Source organism: Microvirga alba (assembly GCF_015694465.1).
GTDB lineage: Bacteria > Pseudomonadota > Alphaproteobacteria > Rhizobiales > Beijerinckiaceae > Microvirga > Microvirga alba.
The window spans coordinates 158,370-178,891 of record NZ_JADQDO010000005.1; the positions used below are offsets into that span (position 1 = coordinate 158,370).

The 20,522-nt window shown below is 60.5% G+C and carries 17 protein-coding genes and 2 pseudogenes; 14 read left to right on the forward strand and 5 right to left on the reverse strand.

Features of this window, described 5'->3' with window-relative positions:
- Positions 1 to 138: 138 nt before the first annotated feature.
- Complete coding sequence (locus I2H38_RS12090; RefSeq protein WP_196272113.1) at positions 139 to 1,203, reverse strand: LacI family DNA-binding transcriptional regulator; 1,065 nt, start codon at positions 1,201 to 1,203, stop codon at positions 139 to 141.
- Positions 1,204 to 1,519: 316 nt separating this feature from the next.
- Between I2H38_RS12090 and I2H38_RS21560 the strand changes: the two are divergent.
- The 13 genes and pseudogenes from I2H38_RS21560 to I2H38_RS12150 form a co-directional block, all read left to right on the forward strand.
- A pseudogene (locus tag I2H38_RS21560) lies at positions 1,520 to 1,945 on the forward strand (ATP-binding cassette domain-containing protein); the annotation flags it as partial.
- Positions 1,946 to 2,269: 324 nt separating this feature from the next.
- Positions 2,270 to 2,971 (forward strand): annotated as a pseudogene (locus tag I2H38_RS21565) (ATP-binding cassette domain-containing protein); the annotation flags it as partial.
- Positions 2,968 to 3,966, forward strand: coding sequence for an ABC transporter permease (locus I2H38_RS12100; protein WP_196272115.1), 999 nt, complete (start codon positions 2,968 to 2,970; stop codon positions 3,964 to 3,966). The pseudogene I2H38_RS21565 and the gene I2H38_RS12100, both read left to right, overlap by 4 nt.
- Before the next feature lie 60 nt (positions 3,967 to 4,026).
- On the forward strand, positions 4,027 to 4,974 hold the full coding sequence (locus I2H38_RS12105; RefSeq protein ID WP_196272116.1) for a substrate-binding domain-containing protein: 948 nt from the start codon (positions 4,027 to 4,029) through the stop codon (positions 4,972 to 4,974).
- Between the two features lie 98 nt (positions 4,975 to 5,072).
- Positions 5,073 to 6,149, forward strand: a complete 1,077-nt coding sequence (locus I2H38_RS12110; RefSeq protein WP_196272117.1) for a sugar phosphate isomerase/epimerase family protein — start codon at positions 5,073 to 5,075, stop codon at positions 6,147 to 6,149.
- Between the two features lie 6 nt (positions 6,150 to 6,155).
- Complete coding sequence (locus I2H38_RS12115; protein ID WP_196272118.1) at positions 6,156 to 7,331, forward strand: Gfo/Idh/MocA family protein; 1,176 nt, start codon at positions 6,156 to 6,158, stop codon at positions 7,329 to 7,331.
- Positions 7,332 to 7,684: 353 nt separating this feature from the next.
- The gene (locus I2H38_RS12120) at positions 7,685 to 8,932 is read left to right on the forward strand and encodes an ABC transporter substrate-binding protein (protein ID WP_196272119.1); all 1,248 of its coding nucleotides are present in this window, start codon (positions 7,685 to 7,687) and stop codon (positions 8,930 to 8,932) included.
- 68 nt (positions 8,933 to 9,000) lie between these two features.
- Positions 9,001 to 9,936: a carbohydrate ABC transporter permease gene (locus tag I2H38_RS12125; RefSeq protein ID WP_196272120.1), complete on the forward strand. Its 936-nt coding sequence runs from the start codon at positions 9,001 to 9,003 to the stop codon at positions 9,934 to 9,936.
- A complete protein-coding gene (locus I2H38_RS12130) occupies positions 9,933 to 10,817 on the forward strand; it encodes a carbohydrate ABC transporter permease (protein ID WP_196272121.1) in 885 nt (294 codons plus the stop codon). Before I2H38_RS12125 ends, I2H38_RS12130 begins: the two co-directional genes overlap by 4 nt.
- 3 nt (positions 10,818 to 10,820) lie before the next feature.
- Positions 10,821 to 11,900 (forward strand): ABC transporter ATP-binding protein, encoded by a 1,080-nt coding sequence (locus tag I2H38_RS12135; RefSeq protein WP_196272122.1) that lies wholly within the window; start codon positions 10,821 to 10,823, stop codon positions 11,898 to 11,900.
- A gap of 59 nt (positions 11,901 to 11,959) precedes the next feature.
- A complete protein-coding gene (locus I2H38_RS12140) occupies positions 11,960 to 12,727 on the forward strand; it encodes a sugar phosphate isomerase/epimerase family protein (RefSeq protein WP_196272123.1) in 768 nt (255 codons plus the stop codon).
- Between the two features lie 5 nt (positions 12,728 to 12,732).
- Positions 12,733 to 13,908 (forward strand): Gfo/Idh/MocA family protein, encoded by a 1,176-nt coding sequence (locus I2H38_RS12145; RefSeq protein WP_196272124.1) that lies wholly within the window; start codon positions 12,733 to 12,735, stop codon positions 13,906 to 13,908.
- Between the two features lie 39 nt (positions 13,909 to 13,947).
- Entirely contained in the window at positions 13,948 to 14,598 is a 651-nt protein-coding gene (locus tag I2H38_RS12150; RefSeq protein ID WP_196272125.1) for a ThuA domain-containing protein, read from the forward strand.
- Positions 14,599 to 14,724: 126 nt separating this feature from the next.
- Here the strand turns inward: I2H38_RS12150 and I2H38_RS12155 are convergent, their stop codons facing one another.
- The 4 genes from I2H38_RS12155 to I2H38_RS12170 form a co-directional block, all read right to left on the reverse strand.
- The gene (locus tag I2H38_RS12155; RefSeq protein WP_196272126.1) at positions 14,725 to 15,837 is read right to left on the reverse strand and encodes an alpha-hydroxy acid oxidase; all 1,113 of its coding nucleotides are present in this window, start codon (positions 15,835 to 15,837) and stop codon (positions 14,725 to 14,727) included.
- 125 nt (positions 15,838 to 15,962) lie between these two features.
- On the reverse strand, positions 15,963 to 16,316 hold the full coding sequence (locus I2H38_RS12160; RefSeq protein WP_196272127.1) for a RidA family protein: 354 nt from the start codon (positions 16,314 to 16,316) through the stop codon (positions 15,963 to 15,965).
- 36 nt (positions 16,317 to 16,352) lie between these two features.
- A complete protein-coding gene (locus I2H38_RS12165) occupies positions 16,353 to 17,459 on the reverse strand; it encodes an NAD(P)/FAD-dependent oxidoreductase (RefSeq protein ID WP_196272128.1) in 1,107 nt (368 codons plus the stop codon).
- 123 nt (positions 17,460 to 17,582) lie between these two features.
- A complete protein-coding gene (locus I2H38_RS12170; RefSeq protein ID WP_196272129.1) occupies positions 17,583 to 19,193 on the reverse strand; it encodes an ABC transporter substrate-binding protein in 1,611 nt (536 codons plus the stop codon).
- Between the two features lie 245 nt (positions 19,194 to 19,438).
- On the opposite strand from I2H38_RS12170, the gene I2H38_RS12175 reads away from it, so the two are divergent.
- Positions 19,439 to 20,329, forward strand: a complete 891-nt coding sequence (locus I2H38_RS12175) for a LysR substrate-binding domain-containing protein (protein ID WP_196272130.1) — start codon at positions 19,439 to 19,441, stop codon at positions 20,327 to 20,329.
- Positions 20,330 to 20,522 lie beyond the last annotated feature (193 nt).

The window sequence follows — 20,522 nt, forward strand, 5'->3', positions numbered from 1 at the left end:
CGAGGCGAAATCATCGCGCTCGTGGCAGAGCCCTTTGCCGGAAAATCCTGGCTCGCCTTCTACACGGCTCTGTGCATTGCCATGGCACTGGTTTGTCGGCCAGCGATGAGTGCGGGCGGATGGTCTGCACTCCTGCACTTAAGTGCCAACGGGCTCCGCAACACTGTCACGAACCACCAGTTCTGTCTTGAGGCGAATGCGCTCCGGTGTCGAGCGCCCCTGCAGCAGGTCGACAAGGGCTGTCGCAGCCGCTTGTCCCAACTCGCGACGCGGCTGATGAATGGTCGTCAGAGCGGGTTCTGCCACCGCTGCAAACTCGATGTCGTCAAAGCCGGCAACTGATATATCCTGCGGAACGCGCACGCCCGCCGAGTGCAGGGTGCGCATGAGGCCTATGGCCATTTCGTCGCTCGTGCAGAAGACCGCGGTGGGCCGCCTGGATCGGCCAAGAAGATCACGGCCAGCGTCGATACCGGACTTGATCGTATAATCTCCCTCGATCACGAGTTCGGGATCGAAAGCGAGCCCTTCCGCCCGAAGTCCGTCGCGATACCCACGGATACGCTCCTTTTCCAGAACGTTATCGGCAGGACCTGTGAGATAGGCGATAAGCCGATGCCCCCGCGACACCAGATATTGAGTCATGCGCCGTGATGCGGCCCGGTTATCGACCTCGATCTGCGGAATGTTCGCGCCGGGTATCGCCTCGCATAGAGCGACAAGCGGAATGTTGATGGCTGGTTCGCCCTGCGCATCACGGCTCTGGCCGAAGAGATGTCCGTTGAGCAGGATTGCGCCGTCGACCCGGCCGGCGGATGTAAAGGCGGCGAAGTGCGCCTCCTTCTCCGGCGACCCGTCCAGATCGCCGATGATCATGCCGTAACCGGCCTCGAACAGGGTTTCCTCGATGCCACTGAGGATCTTAGAGAAGAAAGTGTTCGCGAGGTTGGGCAGCACGACGAGGACCATGTAGGTCTTCTGCGAGCGCAGCGACCGGGCAGCGGGGTTGGGCACGTAACCGGTCTTTGCGATGGCTTCCAGCACCCTTGCCCGCGTGTCCTCGGAAACCACGTTGGGGCTGGCGAGGACGCGGCTGACCGTCGCCGTGGAGACGTCCGCGAGCCTCGCCACATCCTGAATGCGCGCCGCGCGGCCCGCACCTTCGCCGCTACCTGCCCTGAACTTGCGCCCGCCCGTACTCATCGATTTTGCCCCTCGTGCCGGCCTGTTTGACAGAAGCCAACATTGCGGTAAAGTGAATGTAAACGATTACATAATGCCTTGTCGATGGCCCCGTTCCAGGACAAGGCAGGTCCCGTCAAGAGGACGCAGAGGAAACCCGAGGAGGAGCGCTATGCCGAGAGCCATTTCCCCGAACTGACCCCCATCGCACCGCTTGGCCCTGCCCCAGGCGCTTCCCGATCCTTTTCCTGTTGGACCGGAGCAACCGATGGATTCAGTTCTGCGTGCGGAGACGATTTCCAGATCGTTCGGCCCCGTTGAAGTGCTGAGCGGGGTGTCGCTCGACCTCAAACCCGGCGAGGTGCACGCCGTCATCGGCGAAAATGGGGCCGGCAAGTCGACCTTGATGCGGATCCTGTCCGGCCACCTTCCGCCGACGAAGGGACGCCTGTTCTTCGACGGCAAGTCCGTACAATTCGCCAATCCCGTCGAGGCCGAAGCCCTGGGCATCGTTCTCGTTCACCAGGAGATCCTGCTCGCCGAGGATCTGACGGTCGCGCAGAACATCTTTCTGGGACGTGAGATCACGCGCGCCGGTTTTGTCGACGACAGGGCAATGCGGGACAGAACCCGGATCCTTCTTCGTCGCCTTGCCGCGGGCATCGCCCCCGATACTCCCGTCCGCCAACTCTCCATTGCCAAGCGCCAGTTGGTCCAGATCGCACGGGCTCTTCGTGCGACGAACCGCGTCGTCGTCTTCGATGAACCGACGGCGGTTCTCACGCCGGTCGAGGCCGAAAGCCTTTTTGCGATCATCCGCAGCCTGAAGGCGCAGGGTGTCGCCATCCTCTATATCTCCCACCGTCTCAGTGAAGTGAAAGCCATAGCCGACAGGGTGACTGTCCTGCGCGACGGGCGTCTCGTCACAACCCGTGACATCGAAGGGCTCGAGCCGCTTGAAATGGCGCGTCTCATGGTCGGGCGGGACATGTCGAAGCTCTATCCGGAAAAGCCTGTCATTTCATCCGACGGCGATATTCTGCGGGTCGAGAATTTCGCGGTTCCCGGCTTCGTCGAGAATGTGTCTTTCACATTGAAACGGGGCGAGATTCTCGGTTTTGGCGGCCTGATCGGTGCCGGGCGTACTGAGCTGTTCGAGGGGATGGTTGGTCTTCGGACCGGCGATGGCCGCATCATTCTCGATGACAAGCCCGTGCGCTTCCGCGACGCGGGCGAGGCCATGGCATCCGGCATCGTCTATTTGTCCGAGGACCGGAAAGGCAAAGGCCTCCTTCTGAAACAGAACCTTCGGGTCAATCTCACACTCGCGGCACTGGATAAATTCACGAGGGGCATGCTCATCGACGTGCCATCCGAGGACAAGGCGCTCGACACCGCGATCCGCGCCTTCGACATCCGCGCGCGGCAGCGCGATCTTCTTGCCGGACAGCTCTCGGGCGGCAACCAGCAGAAGCTGCTTCTTGCCAAGATGATGCTGGCCGATCCGCGTATCGTCATCATCGACGAACCGACGCGGGGCGTCGACATCGGCACGAAAGAGCAGATCTACCGCTTCATCACCACATTGGCCGAACAGGGGCGAAGCGTCGTCGTCATCTCATCCGAAATGCAGGAGCTGATCGGGTTGTGTCACCGGGTTCTCGTGATGCGCAATGGGCGCATCGCGGGAGAGGTTTCGGAGCGCGATCTATCCGAGGATTCAATCGTCTTTCTCGCCACGGGCGTCCACGAGGACAAGGCTGCCCAGATCGCCGCAGGTCACGCATGACTGATACCGCCCTCCGAACAAGCGTCAGAACGCGCCGCCTCAATCTGGACCTCAGGGCACTTTCGCCCTTCATCGCGCTCGTGGTTCTGGTCATTGCAGGCTCGCTCATCAATCCCGACTTTCTGACGACGGCGAACCTCCTCAACGTCGTCACGCGCTCGGCCTTCATCGCCATCATCGCGGTTGGGGCGACATTCGTGATTGCAAGCGGCGGCCTTGATCTGTCTGTAGGCTCCATGGCTGCGCTGGTCGCCGGCGTCATGATCCTGACCCTCAACAAGCTCGGAGGCGCCGACTTGAGCACGCTCGCGCTCGGCATGCTCGCCGCGTTGGCGCTGAGCGCGCTTTGCGGCCTCGCCAATGGCCTCATCGTCACCTTCGGGCGCATCGAACCCTTCATCGTGACCTTGGGCACGATGGGCATTTTCAGATCTCTCGTGATCTGGCTCGCCGCCGGCGGCACGATCACCATGCGCAATTCAGAGCTGCGGGAGCTTTATCGCCCGCTTTATTTCGGAAGCGCCTTCGGCATTCCCCTTCCTATCCTCGTTTTCCTTGCCGTCGCCGCCATCGGCGCGCTCATTCTCTACAAGACGTCCTTCGGGCGGCATGTGGTGGCTCTCGGATCGAATGAGGAAGTCGCTCGCTATTCCGGCGTTCCGATCTGGCGGGTCCGCACGCTCGTCTATGTCATTCAGGGCCTGTGCGTCGGCATCGCCATTCTCGTCTATGTGCCGCGCCTCGGCTCGGCGACGCCGACGACCGGCCTCCTCTGGGAACTGCAGGCAATCACCGCCGTCGTCATCGGCGGCACGGCCCTGAAGGGCGGTGTCGGACGCATCGGCGGCACGGTGGTCGGCGCCATCATTCTCGAACTCGTCGCCAACATCATGGTGCTCTCGAACTTCGTCTCCGAGTTTCTCGTGGGCGCGGTGCAGGGTGCCATCATCATTGTCGCCATGCTGGTGCAGCGCAGTCTGCACAAGGGGCGATGAATCCGGTGAGAGCCCCCCGGTACGACGATCAGGGCTCGGCCACTTCTCTGGGAGGACAACATGAGAAAAATGGCATGGACGTTCGCGGCGGCGACCCTTTCCGCGGGTCTCGCCAGCGGTGCATTTTCGCAGCAGAAGAATGTCACCATCGGCGTCTCGATCCCGGCCGCGACCCATGGCTGGACGGGCGGGGTCGTGTACCATGCGCAGGAGGCCGCAAAGCAGCTTGAGAAGACCTATCCCGGCCTGAAAGTGATCGTGAAGACCTCGCCTGACGGAGCGTCCCAGGCCAATGCGCTCGACGATCTGACCGCGCAGAAGATCGACGCTCTCGTCGTTCTGCCTTTCAATTCGGACGAGCTGACGAACCCGGTCCGCGAGGTGAAAAAAAGGGGCACCTTCATCACCGTCGTTGACCGCGGCCTGAAGGATTCCTCGATCCAGGACATCTATGTCGCCGGTAACAACCCTGAATTTGGACGCGTGGCCGGCAAGTTCATTACCGACACGCTCAAGGAGGGCAACGTCGTTGTCTTCCGCGGCATTCCGACCGTGATCGACGAGGAGCGCGTCTCGAACTTCGAGAAGGCTCTTCAGGGCTCGGGCGTGAAGGTGCTCGACAAGCAGTATGCCAACTGGAACCGCGACGACGCCTTCCGCGTGATGCAGGACTATCTCGCCAAACATCCGAAGATCGATGCGGTCTGGGCTTCCGATGACGACATGGCGCTGGGTGTGATGGAGGCCATTCGCCAAGGAAAGCGCGAAGACATCAAGTTCGTCCTCGGCGGCGCGGGCATGAAGGACATCGTGAAACGCGTCATGGATGGCGACAAGATGTTGCCGGCCAACGTCTCCTACCCGCCGGGCATGATCGCGACCGCCATGCAGGTGACGGCCGCGCAGTTCTTCACCAACGCACCCATGCGCGGCACCTACGTGCTCAATGCGGAGCTGATCACGAAGGATAACGCGAAGAATTTCTACTACCCGAACTCACCGTTCTGACCCTCCTCCGCCCGGGCGGAAGGCTTTCTCGTTCCGCCCGGTTTTTGCCCCCACTTACCTCCCCTTTCACAAAGGGGGAGGCCTTTCGGGAGAAACCGATGAAGACTATGAAGGGCCCCGGCCTCTTCCTCGCGCAGTTCGCGGGAGACGAAGCGCCGTTCAACTCGCTCGACTCGATCTGCCGGTGGGCCGCTTCTTACGGCTACAAGGGCGTGCAGATTCCAACCTGGGACGCGCGGCTTTTCGACCTCAGAAAAGCGGCGGAATCGGCAGCCTATTGCGATGAAATTCAAGGGATCGTGCGCAGCCACGGGCTCGCAATCACCGAACTTTCGACACATCTGCAGGGGCAGCTCGTCGCCGTTCACCCCGCTTTCAATGAGGCCTTCGACGGCTTCGCGGCTCCGAACGTTCGCGGCAATCCGGCCGCGCGGCAGGCCTGGGCCATAGAGCAGATGCTTTTGGCCGCGAAAGCTTCAAAGCGCCTTGGCCTCAATGCGCATGTGACATTCTCAGGTGCCCTCGCCTGGCCCTTCGTCTATCCGTGGCCGCAGCGCCCCAACGGCCTCATCGAAACGGCTTTCGAAGAACTGGGACGCCGCTGGACGCCGATCCTGGATGCTTTCGACGATGCGGGCTGCGATGTCTGCTACGAAATCCACCCGGGCGAAGACATCCACGACGGCGCGACATTCGAGCGTTTTCTCGATTCCGTCGATGGTCATGCCCGTGCCTGCATCAACTACGATCCGAGCCACTTCCTGCTGCAGCAGCTCGATTATCTGGCTTTCATCGACCTTTATCACGAGCGCATCAAGGCGTTTCACGCCAAGGACGCGGAGTTCAACCCAAGCGGCCGCGTCGGCGTCTATGGTGGGTACGAGAGCTGGATAAACCGCGCAGGGCGCTTCCGCTCGCTCGGCGACGGGCAGGTGGATTTCGGGGCGATCTTTTCGAAACTCGCTCAGTACGACTACGATTCATGGGCCGTGCTGGAATGGGAATGCTGCCTCAAGCATCCCGAGGACGGCGCGCGGGACGGCGCACAATTCATCGCGTCCCACATCATCCGCGTGACGGAGAAAGCCTTCGATGATTTCGCCTCGGGTGGAACCGATGAAGCAGCCAACCGCCGAATGCTGGGCCTCGATGCCCTGAAAAAGGCTGCGGAGTAGCATGCAATGACGATTACGGGATCTCAGGATCAGGCTATCAAGCGCCGTCTGCGGCTCGGCATGGTAGGGGGCGGGCGCGGCGCGTTCATCGGGGCTGTCCATCGCATCGCTGCGCGTCTTGACGACCGGTGGGAGCTTGTTGCGGGTGCGCTTTCGTCCGACCCGGAACGCGCCCGGCTCTCCGGGCAGGATCTGCTGCTCAAGCCGGATCGTATCTATGGCGATTTCAATGACATGGCGCGCAGGGAACGGCGGCTGAAGGAGGGCATCGATGCGGTTGCTATCGTCACCCCCAACCACGCCCACGCCGCCGCTGCACGAGCCTTTCTCAAAGCCGGGATCCATGTGATCTGCGACAAGCCTCTGACCACCACGCGGCGGGAAGCGGACCAGCTGGCAAAACTTGCCCGTGACTCCGGGCTCATCTTCGCGGTCACGCACAATTATACGGGCTATCCGTTGGTGCGACAGGCGCGCGCCATGGTCCAAGCCGGCGAACTCGGTGCGATCCGCGTCGTTCAGGTGGAGTACGCGCAGGATTGGCTTGCCACGCGCACGGAAGCGACCGGCAATAAACAGGCCGAGTGGCGCACCGATCCGGCCCGCTCGGGCCCTGCGGGTTCTGTCGGCGACATCGGCACGCACGCCTTCAACCTCGCCGAGTTCATCACTGGCGACGAGGTTCAGTCCCTCTCTGCGGACTTGCACACCTTCGTCGAGGGCCGCCGGCTCGACGATAATGCGCATATGATGCTGCGCTTCGCCTCCGGCGCGAAGGGTATGCTTTGGTGCAGCCAGGTTGCCACCGGCCTGGAAAACGGCCTGCGCATCCGCGTTTACGGCGAGAAGGCCGGGCTCGAATGGCATCAGGAGAATCCGAACGTTCTTCTCTTCTCGCCGCTGAACGAGCCCCCTCGCCTCATCCGCCGTAACGGTGCTGGCACGGGGGAAATCTCGCGTGCCGCGGGCCGGATACCCGCCGGGCACCCGGAGGGCTATCTGGAGGGGTTTGCGCAGATCTACTCCGATGTAGCAGAGCAGATCACCGCTCGCCTCGAGGGACGCCCAGCCCATCCTTTCTCGCTGCAGGCACCGAACATCGAGCACGGTGTGCGCGGCGTGCGCTTCATCGATGCGGCCGTGCGCTCGTCCCAACGGAAGGCCGCCTGGGTTCAGCTCTGAACACCGGAGCGCTGCACGGGGCTCGCGCCACACGAGCCCGCCGCAAAGGAATCGCAAGGTGATCCCGAGCGACAATTAGTAACGCCGGATCGCGGAAGCCTGCAGGGACAAGGACTTTCAGAACATGCGTCAGGCCGCGCCGATCCGATCCTTCACACCGTCTACACCACCGAGTTGCGGGAGCACGTTACGCCACTCCTTTAGTCAGCACTCCCGTAGTGCTGGCATCTACCCGGGATAAGAAAGAAGCCTAGTTAGAATGGCGGCTTGACTTATTTCAAAACCAATTACACCTTACGCGGACAAGATGTAATCGATTACAAAAATCGAGACAACGCTTCTGGGAGGAAGCCATGCGCCTGAAAACACGCGTTTCTGCGTATACTCTGTCTTGTGCCTTGATCTGGAGTTCTGGAGCGCTTGCGCAGCAGCAAAAAGCTGAGGTGCTCCACTGGTGGACCTCCGCAGGTGAGTCCGCAGCGGTCAAGGTTTTCGCCGATCAATTCACGAAAGCTGGAGGCACCTGGGTAGACAATGCCATCGCGGGTGGCGTGAATGCCCGTGCAGCCGGCATAAACCGCATGGTTGGCGGAAATCCGCCGACAATGTTGCAGTTCAACACCGGCAAGCAGTTCGACGAACTGGTGACCAACGATCTTCTGCGCGATGTCGACAAGCAGGCACAGGCCGGCAAATGGCGTGACATCATGCCGAAGTCGATCGTCGAGGCTTCCGTGCGAAATGGCAAATTTTATGCCGTTCCGGTGAACATTCACGGCCAAAACTGGCTGTTCTACAACACCAAGGTTTTTGCAGACGCGGGACTTGAGCCTCCAAAAACCTTCCCCGAGCTGATCGCAACCGGTGAGAAACTGAAGGCCAAGGGCATCATCCCGATCGCGCTCGGCGGCCAGCCGACTTGGGAGCACAATCTCTTTCGTGCCGTCCTGGTTGGAAATGGCGGGGCGGACCTCTTCCGCAAGTTCTATGGCTCGCGCGACCAGCAGGCTGTGAAGAGCCCGAAGTTCAAAGAAACAGTGGAACTGTTCGGAAAGCTGCGCGGCCTTGTCGATCCCGGCAGCCCTGGCCGCAATTGGAATGATGCCACCGCTCTTGTGATCACCAACAAGGCGGCCATGCACTTTAATGGCGATTGGGCGAAGGGCGAGTTCATTGCGGCCGGTCAGACAGCGGGCAAGGAGTATGGTTGCACCCTCGTCGGCGACGGTAGCTCCGGAAAGCTCGTGATCGGCGGTGACGTCTTCGTTTTCCCGGCAAGCAAGGACAAAGCCGCGCTCGCGGTTCAGGACAAGCTGATCGAAGTGCTACTCGACCCGGCAAGCCAGCTTGAATTCAACAAGAAAAAGGGCTCGATCCCGGTCCGTCTCGATGTCGACGTGTCGTCCATGGACGCCTGTGCGGAGAGGTCCCATGCCGTACTGCGCGATCCGTCGAACCAAGTGGAGGCGATGGAGCTCCTGAGCACGCCGAATTTCTCAGGCGCGATCCAGGACGCTGTCACCCAGTACTGGAACAACCCGAATATGTCGGCGGACGCCTTCGTCGAAAAGGTCATCGGCGCGATGCGCGACGCCAGCTGAAGAAGAGCCGGCCCGCCCACGGGCGGGCCTCCCTTCGCCAGGTCTGACTTTCTCGACAGGGTTTCCAGATGGATACCATCTCGATCCGCGCGCCGAGTATAAGTGCACCGAGGGCCACGGTCCGCCATCGTATTCGCACACGCCTTCCCGCGAGCCTTGCTCTTCTGCCGACGGCCCTCGTCGTTCTGGTGGTCTATATCGGCTGTCTGCTGTGGACCGTGCGGCTTTCGTTCACGAGTTCGGCGCTTCTGCCCAAGCTCGATTGGGTCGGCCTTGCTCAATATAGCCGCCTCTTTGCCAATGACCGTTTTCTCACATCCGCGGAGAACATCCTGATCTTTGGATGTCTCTTCATTTCCGGATGTCTGATCCTCGGCTTTCTTCTGGCGGTCTTCATTGATCAGAACGTGCGCGGGGAAAGTCTCTTCCGCACGGTCTTCCTTTATCCCTATGCCATGTCCTTCGTCGTCACCGGCGTCGCGTGGCAGTGGTTTCTCAATCCAGGTCTCGGCCTTCAAAAGCTCGTGCGGGACATGGGCTTTCCGAACTTCACGTTCGATTGGCTCGTCAATCAGGACATGGCCATCTATACCATCGTAATCGCAGGTATCTGGCATGGTGCAGGTCTCACCATGGCGATCCTGCTTGCAGGTTTGCGTGGCGTTGATGGCGACTTGTGGAAGGCCGCGCGGGTCGATGGCATTCCCACCTGGCGGGTTTACATCTCCGTCGTCCTGCCGCTGCTGCGCCCCATGATCGTCACCGCAACAGTCCTTCTCGCGACCGGCGTGGTGAAACTCTACGATCTGGTGGTCGCTATGACCCTCGGCGGGCCAGGTATCGCAACCGAGGTGCCTGCGAAATTCGTGATGGACCACTTGTTCGAGCGCAATAACATCGCCCTCGGCACGGCTGCCGCAACCATCATGCTCATTGCCGTCGTGTCCGTTCTGGCCCCTTGGGTTTATGCCCGCTACATCCGCTCGCAAGGGAGGCTGGGATGAACACGATCGAGCCTCAAGGCTGCCGTCCCCGTCGCCTCACTGTCGGCCGTGTCGGCGTCTATGCATTTCTCCTGACGGCGGCGCTCTTCATCCTTTTGCCGCTCTGGATCATGATCATGACATCGCTCAAGCCAATGGATGAGATCCGGCTCGGCAATATCGTGGCACTCCCGACGGCTCTGACCTTCGAGGCTTGGTCAAAGGCCTGGTCATCCGCTTGTACCGGTCTTGAATGCAATGGCATCAGCGTGGGCTTCTGGAACTCGGTCCGCATCCTGATCCCTTCGGTGGCTCTCTCGATCATCGTTGGGGCCATCAACGGCTATGCCTTGTCGTTCTGGCGCGTGAAGGGTGCCAACGTCATGTTCGGGGTCCTGTTGCTCGGCGCTTTCATTCCCTATCAGGTCTTCCTGTATCCGCTGGTGCGCATCTTCTCGATGACCGGTATCTACAACTCTCTTCTTTGTATCATTCTCGTGCATGTCATCTTCGGATTGCCGACGATGACGCTTCTGTTCCGCAACTACTATTTGGGCCTGCCTATCGAACTTTTCAAAGCCGCCCGCATCGACGGCGGAGGGTTCTGGAGCATTTTCTTCCGTGTCATTCTTCCCATGTCGACGCCGATGCTGGTGGTTGCGACCATCCTGCAAGTGACCGGCATCTGGAATGATTTCATCTTTGGCCTCACCTTCGCCGGTCGCCAGAATCTGCCGATGACCGTTCAACTCAATAACATCGTCCATTCAACGCAAGGTGAGCGTGCCTACAACGTCGACATGGCGGCGACCATGCTCGCGGCACTCGTTCCGCTCGTCGTCTACTTCGTGTCGGGACGCTGGTTCGTGCGCGGCATCGCTGCCGGCGCGGTGAAGGGATAAGGCATGTCTGCTGTTTCCGTGCGTGATGTTACTGTCGCATTCGAGGCGTTTCGCGTCTTCGACGGATTGTCTCTCGATATCAACGAGGGCGAGTTCATTGTTCTCCTCGGGCCGTCTGGCTGCGGGAAGTCGACCCTTCTCAATGCCGTCGCAGGCCTTCTGGACGTCTCCTCCGGGCAGATCTGGATCGGGGGCAAGAACGTGACTTGGGAGGAGCCGAAGGATCGCGGCATCGCCATGGTCTTTCAATCCTATGCGCTCTACCCGCGCATGAGCGTGCGCGAGAACATGTCCTTTGGCCTGCGCATGGCGAAAACGCCGAAGCCGGAGATTGAGAAGCGTGTCAATCAGGCGGCCGAGACTCTGCAGATCACGCACCTGCTCGATCGCCGTCCCGATCAGCTTTCGGGCGGTCAGCGCCAGCGTGTCGCTATCGGCAGGGCCCTCGTGCGCGATGCCTCCGTTTTTCTTTTCGACGAGCCGCTTTCAAACCTTGATGCCAAGCTGAGAAACGAGCTGCGGGTCGAGATCAAGCGGCTGCACGCCCGACTGGGCAAGACAACGATGGTTTATGTCACGCACGATCAGATCGAGGCGATGACGTTGGCGGATCGGATCGTCGTTCTGAAAGAACAGAAGGTTCAGCAAATCGGGAGCCCCGATGAAATCTATCGTTGCCCGTCGAACCTTTTTGTCGCCGGTTTCGTCGGGTCTCCGCAGATGAACTTCATCAAGGGAAGGTTGAAGGGCGGCGATAACGGACTGGAATTCGTTTCCGGCAAGCGTCGTCTGCCTCTGGTTGGTTATCAGTTCTCACAGAAACAGCGGGCCGATGGGGAGGTCGTCCTCGGCATCAGGCCGGAACACCTGACCGTCGCCGACGTGGGCACTTGGTCTGATTTCAAGATCGATGTCGTGGAACCTATGGGAGCTGACACCATCGTTTGGTGCAGCGACGCGGAAGGATCCCTGCAAGTGCGAACCAACGGATGCAAAGGATCCGCTCCGGGTCAGCACCTCGCTCTTGGCATCGATACCACGCAAGTTTCCCTGTTCGCCGCGAATACCGGCGAGCGTCTTTGAGACACGACACGTTCGATGTCCCATCGAACTGTGCAGTAAATCAACATCTTGAGGACCCCATGAGCGCCACTGACTCACTCTCAATTCAACTTTACACCTTGCGTTCTCTGGAGGACCTGGACCGCATTCTGGATACTGTGGCGCAAGCCGGTTATCGGAATGTGGAAACCGTAGGATCCCATCTCGATGACGCCGCCAATGTCGCCGCGAAGTTGAAGGCGCGAGGCCTAAAGGCGTCCTCAAGCCACGTGGGTCTTGCCGCCCTCCGGGAGAGGCCGGAGGCAATCGTTCAGGCATGCAAAACACTTGGCTTCAAAGACCTCTTCATGCCCGCGGTGCCGCCGGAGCAGCGCGACATGGATGCGGCAGGCTGGCGTGCGCTAGGACGAGAACTTGGCGAAATATCTCGCCGCTTCGAGGAAGAAGGAATCCGCCTCGGCTATCACAACCACCATTGGGAACTGAAGCCGAAGGACGGCGACAAGACCGCACTAGAACTCATCTTCGAAGAGGCTGATGGCAGCCCGCTCGCATGGCAGGTCGATGTGGCCTGGCTGGTTCGTGGCAATGCCGATCCCAAGGCGTGGATCGGTCGCTATCGGGACAGGATCACCGCCGCTCATGTGAAGGATATCGCGCCCCCCGGCCAGAACGAGGATCAGGACGGTTGGGCCGATGTCGGTTCGGGCGTCCTGAACTGGCGCGACCTGTGGAAATCCTGTCGCATGGCGGGGGCTGACTGGATGGTGGTCGAGCACGACAAGCCTGCGGACCCCGCGAAAACGACCCGCGCCAGCTTTGAATTCTTGCGCGCTATCGAGGACTGATCGTCATGAACACTCTCAACGTAGGCATCATCGGCTGCGGCAATATCTCCGGGATCTACCTTCAGAACATCCCGGCCTATAACGGCCTTTCCCTGCGGGCATGCGCCGACATGAAACCGGAAGCCGCGCAGGCGCAGGCGAGCCGACATGGAATTCAGGCCCTTTCCGTCGATGAACTCCTGGCGCGCGACGATATCGATCTCATCGTCAATCTGACGATACCCAGCGCGCATTTCGGCGTGTCGCTGGCTGCCCTGTCTGCAGGAAAACATGTGTTCTCGGAGAAGCCTCTTGCGGTCGACTTCGCGCAGGGCCGCAGGCTCGTCGATGAGGCCGAGGCGCGTGGTCTCCATCTCGGCTGCGCTCCGGACACTTTCCTGGGCGGCGGCGGACGGCTTGCCCGCAAGCTCGTGGACGACGGGACAGTCGGTCGGATTCTGTCGGGAACGGCCTTCCTCATGTCGCACGGCATGGAGCATTGGCATCCGGATCCGACCTTTTTCTTCAAACCGGGTGGTGGCCCGATCCTCGATATGGCGCCGTATTATCTGAGCACGCTCGTCAATCTCACCGGGCCGGTGAAGCGTGTCGTTGCCATGTCTTCGATCGGATTTGCCGAGCGCATCGTGACGTCTGACTCGCCTCGCAAGGGTGAGCGGATCACCGTTGAAACGCCGACGAGCGTGATGGCTCTTCTTGAATTCGTGTCGGGTGCCCAGGTGACATTCTGCATGAGTTGGGATGTCTGGAAACATGGGCATCCCGCGATAGAGCTTTATGGGTCAGAGGGTTCGCTGCGCGTGCCCGATCCCAATTTCTTCGGAGGCGCGGTGGAGTTCACGGATGCTGGCGGGGAATGGCAGGCCGCTGATTCCGGCGGGATGCCCCTTGGTGTTCCTAACTGGCGCTCCCCCAATTGGGCTCCCGATGCACCGCCTCGCGCCAATTATCGGGCCCTCGGTCTGGCGGATCTCGCGAGCAGTGTACTTCGCGGCACGCCGCATCGGTCCAGCGGGCGCCTCGGCCTCCACGTTCTTGAGGTCATGCATTCCATTCTGGAGAGCGCCGCGACAGGGCAGCCTATTGCGATCACGACAGCGCTCGATCGTCCCGCATCCCTCGCCGACGCCGATGCGGCGGCACTCTGGAATGGCCTTCCGCGGGAGGCATCCGCGGCATAGTTCGCGGACCTTTGCGGGAAAGCATCGAGGGGATTCGGGATGCGCGAAGCGCTGATCGTCTGGGGTGGCTGGAGCGGGCACGAACCGGACCGGTGTGCGGCCATCGTCGCCGGCATGCTTGAGGCCGAGGGCTTCAAGGTCCATCTGGAGACATCGGCCAAAGCCTTCGCGGATCCCGATCTCTCTCGCCTCAGCCTCATCGTTCCGATCTATACCATGTCGAAGATCGGGAAGGACGAGGCCGCAAATCTGTCGAAGGTCGTGCGCGAGGGCGTCGGTCTGTCCGGGTTTCACGGCGGGATGTGTGACGCCTTTCGGGAGGCCGTCGAGTATCAATTCATGTGTGGCGGCCAATGGGTCGCCCACCCTGGCAATATCATCGACTATCGCGTCAACATTACCCGACCGGACGATGCGATCATGGAAGGGCTCGGCGACTTCGACTACCACTCCGAGCAGTACTACATGCATGTCGACCCGTCGAACGAAGTGCTCGCGACAACAACATTCTCGGGTGAGCACGCGCCGTGGATCGAAGGTGTCGTCATGCCCGTTGTCTGGAAACGACGCCACGGGCTAGGGCGCGTTTTTTATAGCTCCCTGGGCCACGTTGCAAAGGAGTTCGACGTGCCTGAGATGAGGACGATTCTGCGGCGCGGCATGCTATGGGCTGCCCGTCGCGAGGCCTGATCGGCGTGTGAGGCGGCCATCTCCCAGTTCTAGGATCCCCTGCTCGGCCGAGAGCGGGCAACTCTTGAACCTGACAAGCCAGGATCTCCAGCGTGATACCAGGGGCGACTATCAAAGTGGCCCTATTCAACGCGCCAGGGACAGCTCGGATTGATGCAGAACCGCGTCGCTCAGATCCTCGACCTTCGAACAGCCCAAATGGCCGAGGGTCGTCCAGAACTCGCGCTGCAGAAGGTCGAGAGTCCGGCGCACCCCGTGCTCACCATCTGCCGCTAGCCCAAGGGCGATCAGACGTCCAAGCGCAACCGCATCCGCGCCTAACGCGAGCGCCGTGGCGATGTCGCTGCCACGGCGTACCCCCGAGTCGAAGATGATCGGGACTTCTCGTCCCGCCGCCCTGCGGATGGATGGCAAAACGTCCAGAGCAGCGGGAGTCCGGTCAACCGTGCGGCCGCCGTAGTTGGAAACATAGAGCCCAACGGCGCCGGCATCGAGCGCCGCGTGGGCATCCCGGGCGCTCGTGACGCCCTTGACGATGCAGGGTAGAGGCGCGCGAGCAATGGCACGCGCCGCCTGCTGCCAGTTCCAGCGTGGTTGCGTGAAGTCCAGCAATTCGACGAGTGGGGCCGGGTCGGATCGACCGGGTCCAAAATTGGCCGGGCCGTTTTCGCCGCGAATAGAAAAACGGTCCTCCATCATCCGCTCGCGCCATTGCCGGATGGGAGAATAGGTCGCGCAGATGTACCTGTAGCCCGCGGCCTTGGCCCGGTCCATGAGATCCAGGACGGCTCCTTCATCGCCGACGAAGGTCATCTGGAACACTGACGCCACAGAGGAAGCGGCAGCAATGTCCTCAAGCGGGTATGATGCGGCGACCGGCACCATTTGCTGGATGCCAGCCGCTTCCGCCGCACGTCCGATGGCCAGATGCCCCTCGGGATGAAACACCGCTTCCCCACCAAAAGGGGCGATGAAGGCAGGAAAACTCAGGTCAAATCCCAGAACCCTGGTCTGGGTATTGGGATTGTCGATGCCAGCAAAAAGTGGGGCTACAAACCGGTAACGGTCGAATGCCGCGACGTTGTCCTTGAGCGTCACCTCGTCGCCGGTGCCGCACCATAGGTAATTCCACTCGGCTTCCGACAGATGCCGTCGGGCGTCGTGATGGATACCGCGCAAAGTCGTGTACTTCTCGACGGTTGCATAACGATCATCAATCCGGCTGACCTTATCTGCCATATCTGCTTTCCTAAGGACCGTGCAGGATCGCGACAACGACGATCCTCAATGAAAGTGGTTCCAGGAGCGCGGCTGCAGGTAAGGATGCCGACAGCCAGCCCCCTTACGGAACCATCGCGAGCGCGTTACCGTGCTGCGGTGATGATCACTTCGATCAGACGGTTGGGGTCGCCCAAACTTGCAACACCAATGGTCGCCCGCGACGGAAGGTCGTCCTCGGGGATCCATTCGAGCCAGGCCTTGTTCATCTCCTCCTTCTGCGACATGTCGCTCAGGTAAATCCGCGCCGCGATGATCTTCGTCTTGTCGGAGCCGAGCTCGCTGAGGAACTTGTCGAGTTTGGAGCACACTTCCCGGGTCTGGTCCGCCATGCCCTGAGACAGGTCGTTGGCGGCATGCCCGCCGAAATAGAGCACGCCATTGTGCTCCACGGCGCCGTGCATGATCTTGTGCTTCCGATGGCGGATAATTTCAGTCATGAGGTATCCTCGCTTATGAACGAAACAGGGCCCGGCTCACGCAGAGGCGGGGGTGTAGGGAGAGATATCGATCTCCGGGCTTTCACCCGCGCAAATCTGGGACAGCAATCGTCCGGCATACGGCCCGATTGACAAGCCAGATGCTCCGAGAGCGTTGCCGATGATCAACCCCTCGATCCCCTCGGCACGGCCAAGGATGGGCTTGATGCTATCGCCGGCGGGGCGGAAACCGATGCGTGTTTCGATGATAGTCCCCGATGCGAGTCCGGGCGCAATCGCGAGCCCTGCATTGAGGACCTCGGCCTGACCGCCTGCTGTCACCCGGTAATCGAAGCCGGAATTGTCTTCACGGGTCGCGCCAATGACAACGCGGGAATCGTCGAAGGCAAGCATGTAGTGACTCGTCATCGGCAGCAGGACTGGCCAGGACCGCGTCTCGACGCCAGGCAGACGCAAATGAACGATCTGTCCCTTCTGAGGACGAACAGGATGCTCCAGTCCAAGAGGCCGGAGAATTTGCGAAGCCCAGGCACCAGCTGTCACAACGATCTCATCTGCTTCGATGATGCTGCCATCGCTGTCGAGGCACCGCACCCTTCCCTCCTGCACCTCGAGCGATACATGATCGCGGCGAAGAGTGGCTCCCATCGCCACGGCCGCACGCGCCATGGCTGATGCGAGAAGACTCCCGTTCACGCGAGCACCACCAGGAATGTAAACTCCATCGAGATCGTCGCGCAGCGGCGGGAACAGGCGTTTTGCATCGGCGGCGGATACCCGACGCACGTCACCTGCCTCGGGCGCAGTGGCGATGCGGGCATGAATCCTCTGCTCCGCCGCTTCCAACTCCTTACGATCCTCCGACACGACGAGCGCACCAACACGCCCGTAGCCGATCTCGACTTCTCCGCGCCGGGTCAGGCCTTCCACCAGGTCGCCGTAGTATCGGGCTCCGGCCGCATAGAGAGCATACCATTCAGGGTCGGTCGCCTTGGTGGCCCAGGGACAGACGATTCCTGCTCCTGCCAACGTGGCTTTGCCTTGGTGCCCCTCGTCAACGATCTCGACTTGGATGCCCCTCATGGCAAGGTGATAAGCGACACTGGATCCAAGGATTCCCGCGCCAATCACAACAACACGCATCTTCAAGCTCCGCAGTGGTAAACGCGCCGCGCGCTGGTTTTTGGAAGCAACGCACGGCCATGTGAGATCGGACGAGGCAAACGCTTCGGTTCTGCCCCGCCCGCTCGTGGTGATGGGATACGGCTATGGGACTGTTACACCCGAGAAGCGGCTGGTTCCGAAAACGGCCGGAACGAATCCGGAAACCGATTTGTTCACGGCCAGCAGCGCCGACGAACTGCCGAACAGGACGGCGGGCACTTCATCGTTGAACACAATCTGCGCCTGCTTGTAGAGATCCGAACGTTGCTTCTGGTCGGTTATCTGACCGGCGCGGGCGAGAAGATCATTGAATTTGTCGTTGCACCACGATCCGATGTTCGATGGGCTTGGTTTGCCCTGCGAATTGCAGGTGAAATAGTTGTTCGGAATCTGGCTTGGATCCGGGAAGTCCCAGATGCCGCCGAACATGCCGGTCTTCGCCTCACCTGACCGTGCGCGTTTGACGTACTCGCCCCATTCATAGCTCACGATTTCTGCTTTTACTCCGATCTTCGCCCAATCCGCCTGGATCAACTCGGCGGCACGGCGTCCATTGGGCATGTAGGGGCGCGTCACGGGAAGCGCCCAGATCTGTGTCTCCAATCCGTTGGGATAGCCGGCCTCGGCAAGCAGAGCCTTCGCTTTTTCGACGTTGTAGGGATGGCCCTTCAGATCGGAATTGTGACCCCACAGGGAGTCCGGGATCACAGCCCCCGTCACCGCTCCCATACCGTCGAAGACGACATCGACGAGGCTCTTCATATTGATCGCGTCTGCAAGTGCCTGGCGGACACGCTTGTCCTGAAAGGGTTTCTCTTTGAAGTTGAAGGCGAGGAATCCGGAAGATGCAACGGGCGTTTCCACGAGGTTGAGTTTGGCGCTGCTCTTGATGACTTCGCGGTCGGCAGGATTGGGCGAAATGGCAATGTGACACTCACCCGCCTGCGCGCGTTGCAGGCGAACGGAGGCGTCTGCGGAGATCGGCATGATAAGATCATCGACCTTCGGCGTCCGCGACGGATCCTTCACCTTCTCGCCCCAGGTGTCATGAAACGCCTTAAACCGCACCGTCGCATTCGTCTGATACACCGAGAGCTGAAAAGGGCCTGTCCCGATCGGCTGCCGATCGAGCAAGTCCGGAGTGCCGGCCTTGAGCAGTTGATCCGCATATTCGGCCGAGAGGATCACCAGCGACTGGTGAGACATGATGCCGGTGAAAGGGGCTAGCGGCTCCTTCAGCACGAATTGAACGGTATAGTCGTCGACTTTTTTGACCGAGGAGAGAACATCCGCGAGCTTGGTGTTGAACGTTATGTAGTTCCCGCCATTGACCTTGCTGTAAGGATGATCGGCATTCATCATGCGTTCGAAGCTGAAGACGACATCGTCCGCATTGAACTCACGCGATGGCTTGAACGTCTTATTCGACTGCCACTGCACCCCGCGCCGTAGCTTGAACGTGTAAGTCTTTCCATCGTCGGAAACGGACCAGCTTTCCGCAAGGCTCGGCTCGAGCTCGGAACCTCCGGCCTTGACCGATATGAGCTGATCATAGATCTGGCCTGTGACGGCGCTCGTGGTCGCGTTGCTCGACAGCTGCGGGTTGAAGGTCTCCGGACTTCCCTCAAGGCATACGACAAGGCTGCCGCTCAAAGCGGGCGACGCAGCCGATATCAAGATCGCCAACGCTCCCACGGAAATCGCTGATTTCATCACGCTCTGTCCCCTATGATTATAGCTGATGCCGACACGAAACTCCCGCCAAGGTTGCAATTTGACGGGGACGCCAACTGTTTTTTGAGAAAGGCAGGTCATTGATCGTAGCCGGCCCGTCCTGCCGTCTGGCTGCGGCTCTTGGAGGGATTAGAGGTTCCCAAAATATGATTGTCAAATTGCTTTTCTGCCGTCCATTATAACCAAAACTCATGACTCGGTCCGGTGCGGATGAGGGAGCCTCGATGAATATTAGGCAGATAGAAGCCTTTCATGCGTTCATGGAAACGGGCTCGGTCACGCATGCAGGAGAGAGATTGCGGATTTCGCAGCCCGCCGTCAGCAAGCTGTTGAAGGGCTTTGCCGAGAGCTGCGGCTTCAAACTTTTCGTGCGCAGCAACGGGCGCCTGATTCCAACGCTGGAAGCGCGGCTTGTGGCGGCGGAAGTGGAGCGGTTGATCGCCGGCACGGAACGCATCGAGCGCGTGGCAGCAGCCGTGCGGAATCGCGAATGGGGACAGGTCACAGTGGCGGCGCTCCCGGCTTTGGCCACACGCTACCTTCCGCAAGCTCTTTCACCCTTTCTTGCCGAACAGCCGGACCTGCATCTAACGCTTCAGAGCCGGGCCTCCCCGCGCATCGCGGAACTCGTCATGGGGCAACAGGTGGATATCGGCCTCAGTGTGCTTCCGTTCGACCATCCGGATGTCACGGCGGAGGCCGTTGTTCGGTTCGATCTCGTATGCTTCCTGCCGGCACAGCACCCGCTGGCAGGGAAGGCTTGCATCGGGGTGGAGGATTTGCGGAACGAGCCTTTCATCTCCCTGGAAAGAGATGACTGCTCATTGATGACGATTGATCGAGCGTTCCAGATGCGTGGCGTACAGAAGCGCAACCGGATCGAAGTGCCTATGTCGGAGACGGCCTGCAGCTTCGTGGCAAACGGAATCGGTGTCTCCATCCTCCCTCCCTTCGTCGGAGTGGACTATCCGCCGGACCGTTTGGTCCGTCGCCCGCTGCTGCCGAAGACATCCATGGATATCTGGCTTCTGACCTCCAGCCGGCGTCCGCTTTCCCTTGTGGCGCAGCAATTGGTCGACTTCATTCGCGCCGCATTGGCGCCATTTCACCAGTGATGACCTGACACATCTACGGACTCGATCCCGCTCCGGAGGATCGAAGATCACCAGGCTCGATCGGAGTGGCCAGGAGCACCTTGCCGAGCGATGGGTCCGCTCAGAGGCGGTGAGTAGCCGCAGACGCGCGAAACATAGTCCAGCCGGGCATCTGGGACGGACCAAGATGGAGCGTACCGTCCGGTATCTCGGC

Excerpts from the sequence above, each read along its gene's own strand:
- I2H38_RS12125 (WP_196272120.1), top strand. The coding sequence starts at position 9,001 with ATGGATACCATCTCGATCCGCGCGCCGAGTATAAGTGCACCGAGGGCC.
- I2H38_RS12135 (WP_196272122.1), top strand. The coding sequence starts at position 10,821 with ATGTCTGCTGTTTCCGTGCGTGATGTTACTGTCGCATTCGAGGCGTTT.
- I2H38_RS12155 (WP_196272126.1), bottom strand. The coding sequence starts at position 15,837 with ATGGCAGATAAGGTCAGCCGGATTGATGATCGTTATGCAACCGTCGAG.
- I2H38_RS12115 (WP_196272118.1), top strand. The coding sequence starts at position 6,156 with ATGACGATTACGGGATCTCAGGATCAGGCTATCAAGCGCCGTCTGCGG.
- I2H38_RS12170 (WP_196272129.1), bottom strand. The coding sequence starts at position 19,193 with ATGAAATCAGCGATTTCCGTGGGAGCGTTGGCGATCTTGATATCGGCT.
- I2H38_RS12145 (WP_196272124.1), top strand. The coding sequence starts at position 12,733 with ATGAACACTCTCAACGTAGGCATCATCGGCTGCGGCAATATCTCCGGG.
- I2H38_RS12165 (WP_196272128.1), bottom strand. The coding sequence starts at position 17,459 with ATGCGTGTTGTTGTGATTGGCGCGGGAATCCTTGGATCCAGTGTCGCT.
- I2H38_RS12120 (WP_196272119.1), top strand. The coding sequence starts at position 7,685 with ATGCGCCTGAAAACACGCGTTTCTGCGTATACTCTGTCTTGTGCCTTG.
- I2H38_RS12140 (WP_196272123.1), top strand. The coding sequence starts at position 11,960 with ATGAGCGCCACTGACTCACTCTCAATTCAACTTTACACCTTGCGTTCT.
- I2H38_RS12105 (WP_196272116.1), top strand. The coding sequence starts at position 4,027 with ATGAGAAAAATGGCATGGACGTTCGCGGCGGCGACCCTTTCCGCGGGT.
- I2H38_RS12100 (WP_196272115.1), top strand. The coding sequence starts at position 2,968 with ATGACTGATACCGCCCTCCGAACAAGCGTCAGAACGCGCCGCCTCAAT.
- I2H38_RS12150 (WP_196272125.1), top strand. The coding sequence starts at position 13,948 with ATGCGCGAAGCGCTGATCGTCTGGGGTGGCTGGAGCGGGCACGAACCG.
- I2H38_RS12160 (WP_196272127.1), bottom strand. The coding sequence starts at position 16,316 with ATGACTGAAATTATCCGCCATCGGAAGCACAAGATCATGCACGGCGCC.
- I2H38_RS12130 (WP_196272121.1), top strand. The coding sequence starts at position 9,933 with ATGAACACGATCGAGCCTCAAGGCTGCCGTCCCCGTCGCCTCACTGTC.
- I2H38_RS12175 (WP_196272130.1), top strand. The coding sequence starts at position 19,439 with ATGAATATTAGGCAGATAGAAGCCTTTCATGCGTTCATGGAAACGGGC.
- I2H38_RS12090 (WP_196272113.1), bottom strand. The coding sequence starts at position 1,203 with ATGAGTACGGGCGGGCGCAAGTTCAGGGCAGGTAGCGGCGAAGGTGCG.
- I2H38_RS12110 (WP_196272117.1), top strand. The coding sequence starts at position 5,073 with ATGAAGACTATGAAGGGCCCCGGCCTCTTCCTCGCGCAGTTCGCGGGA.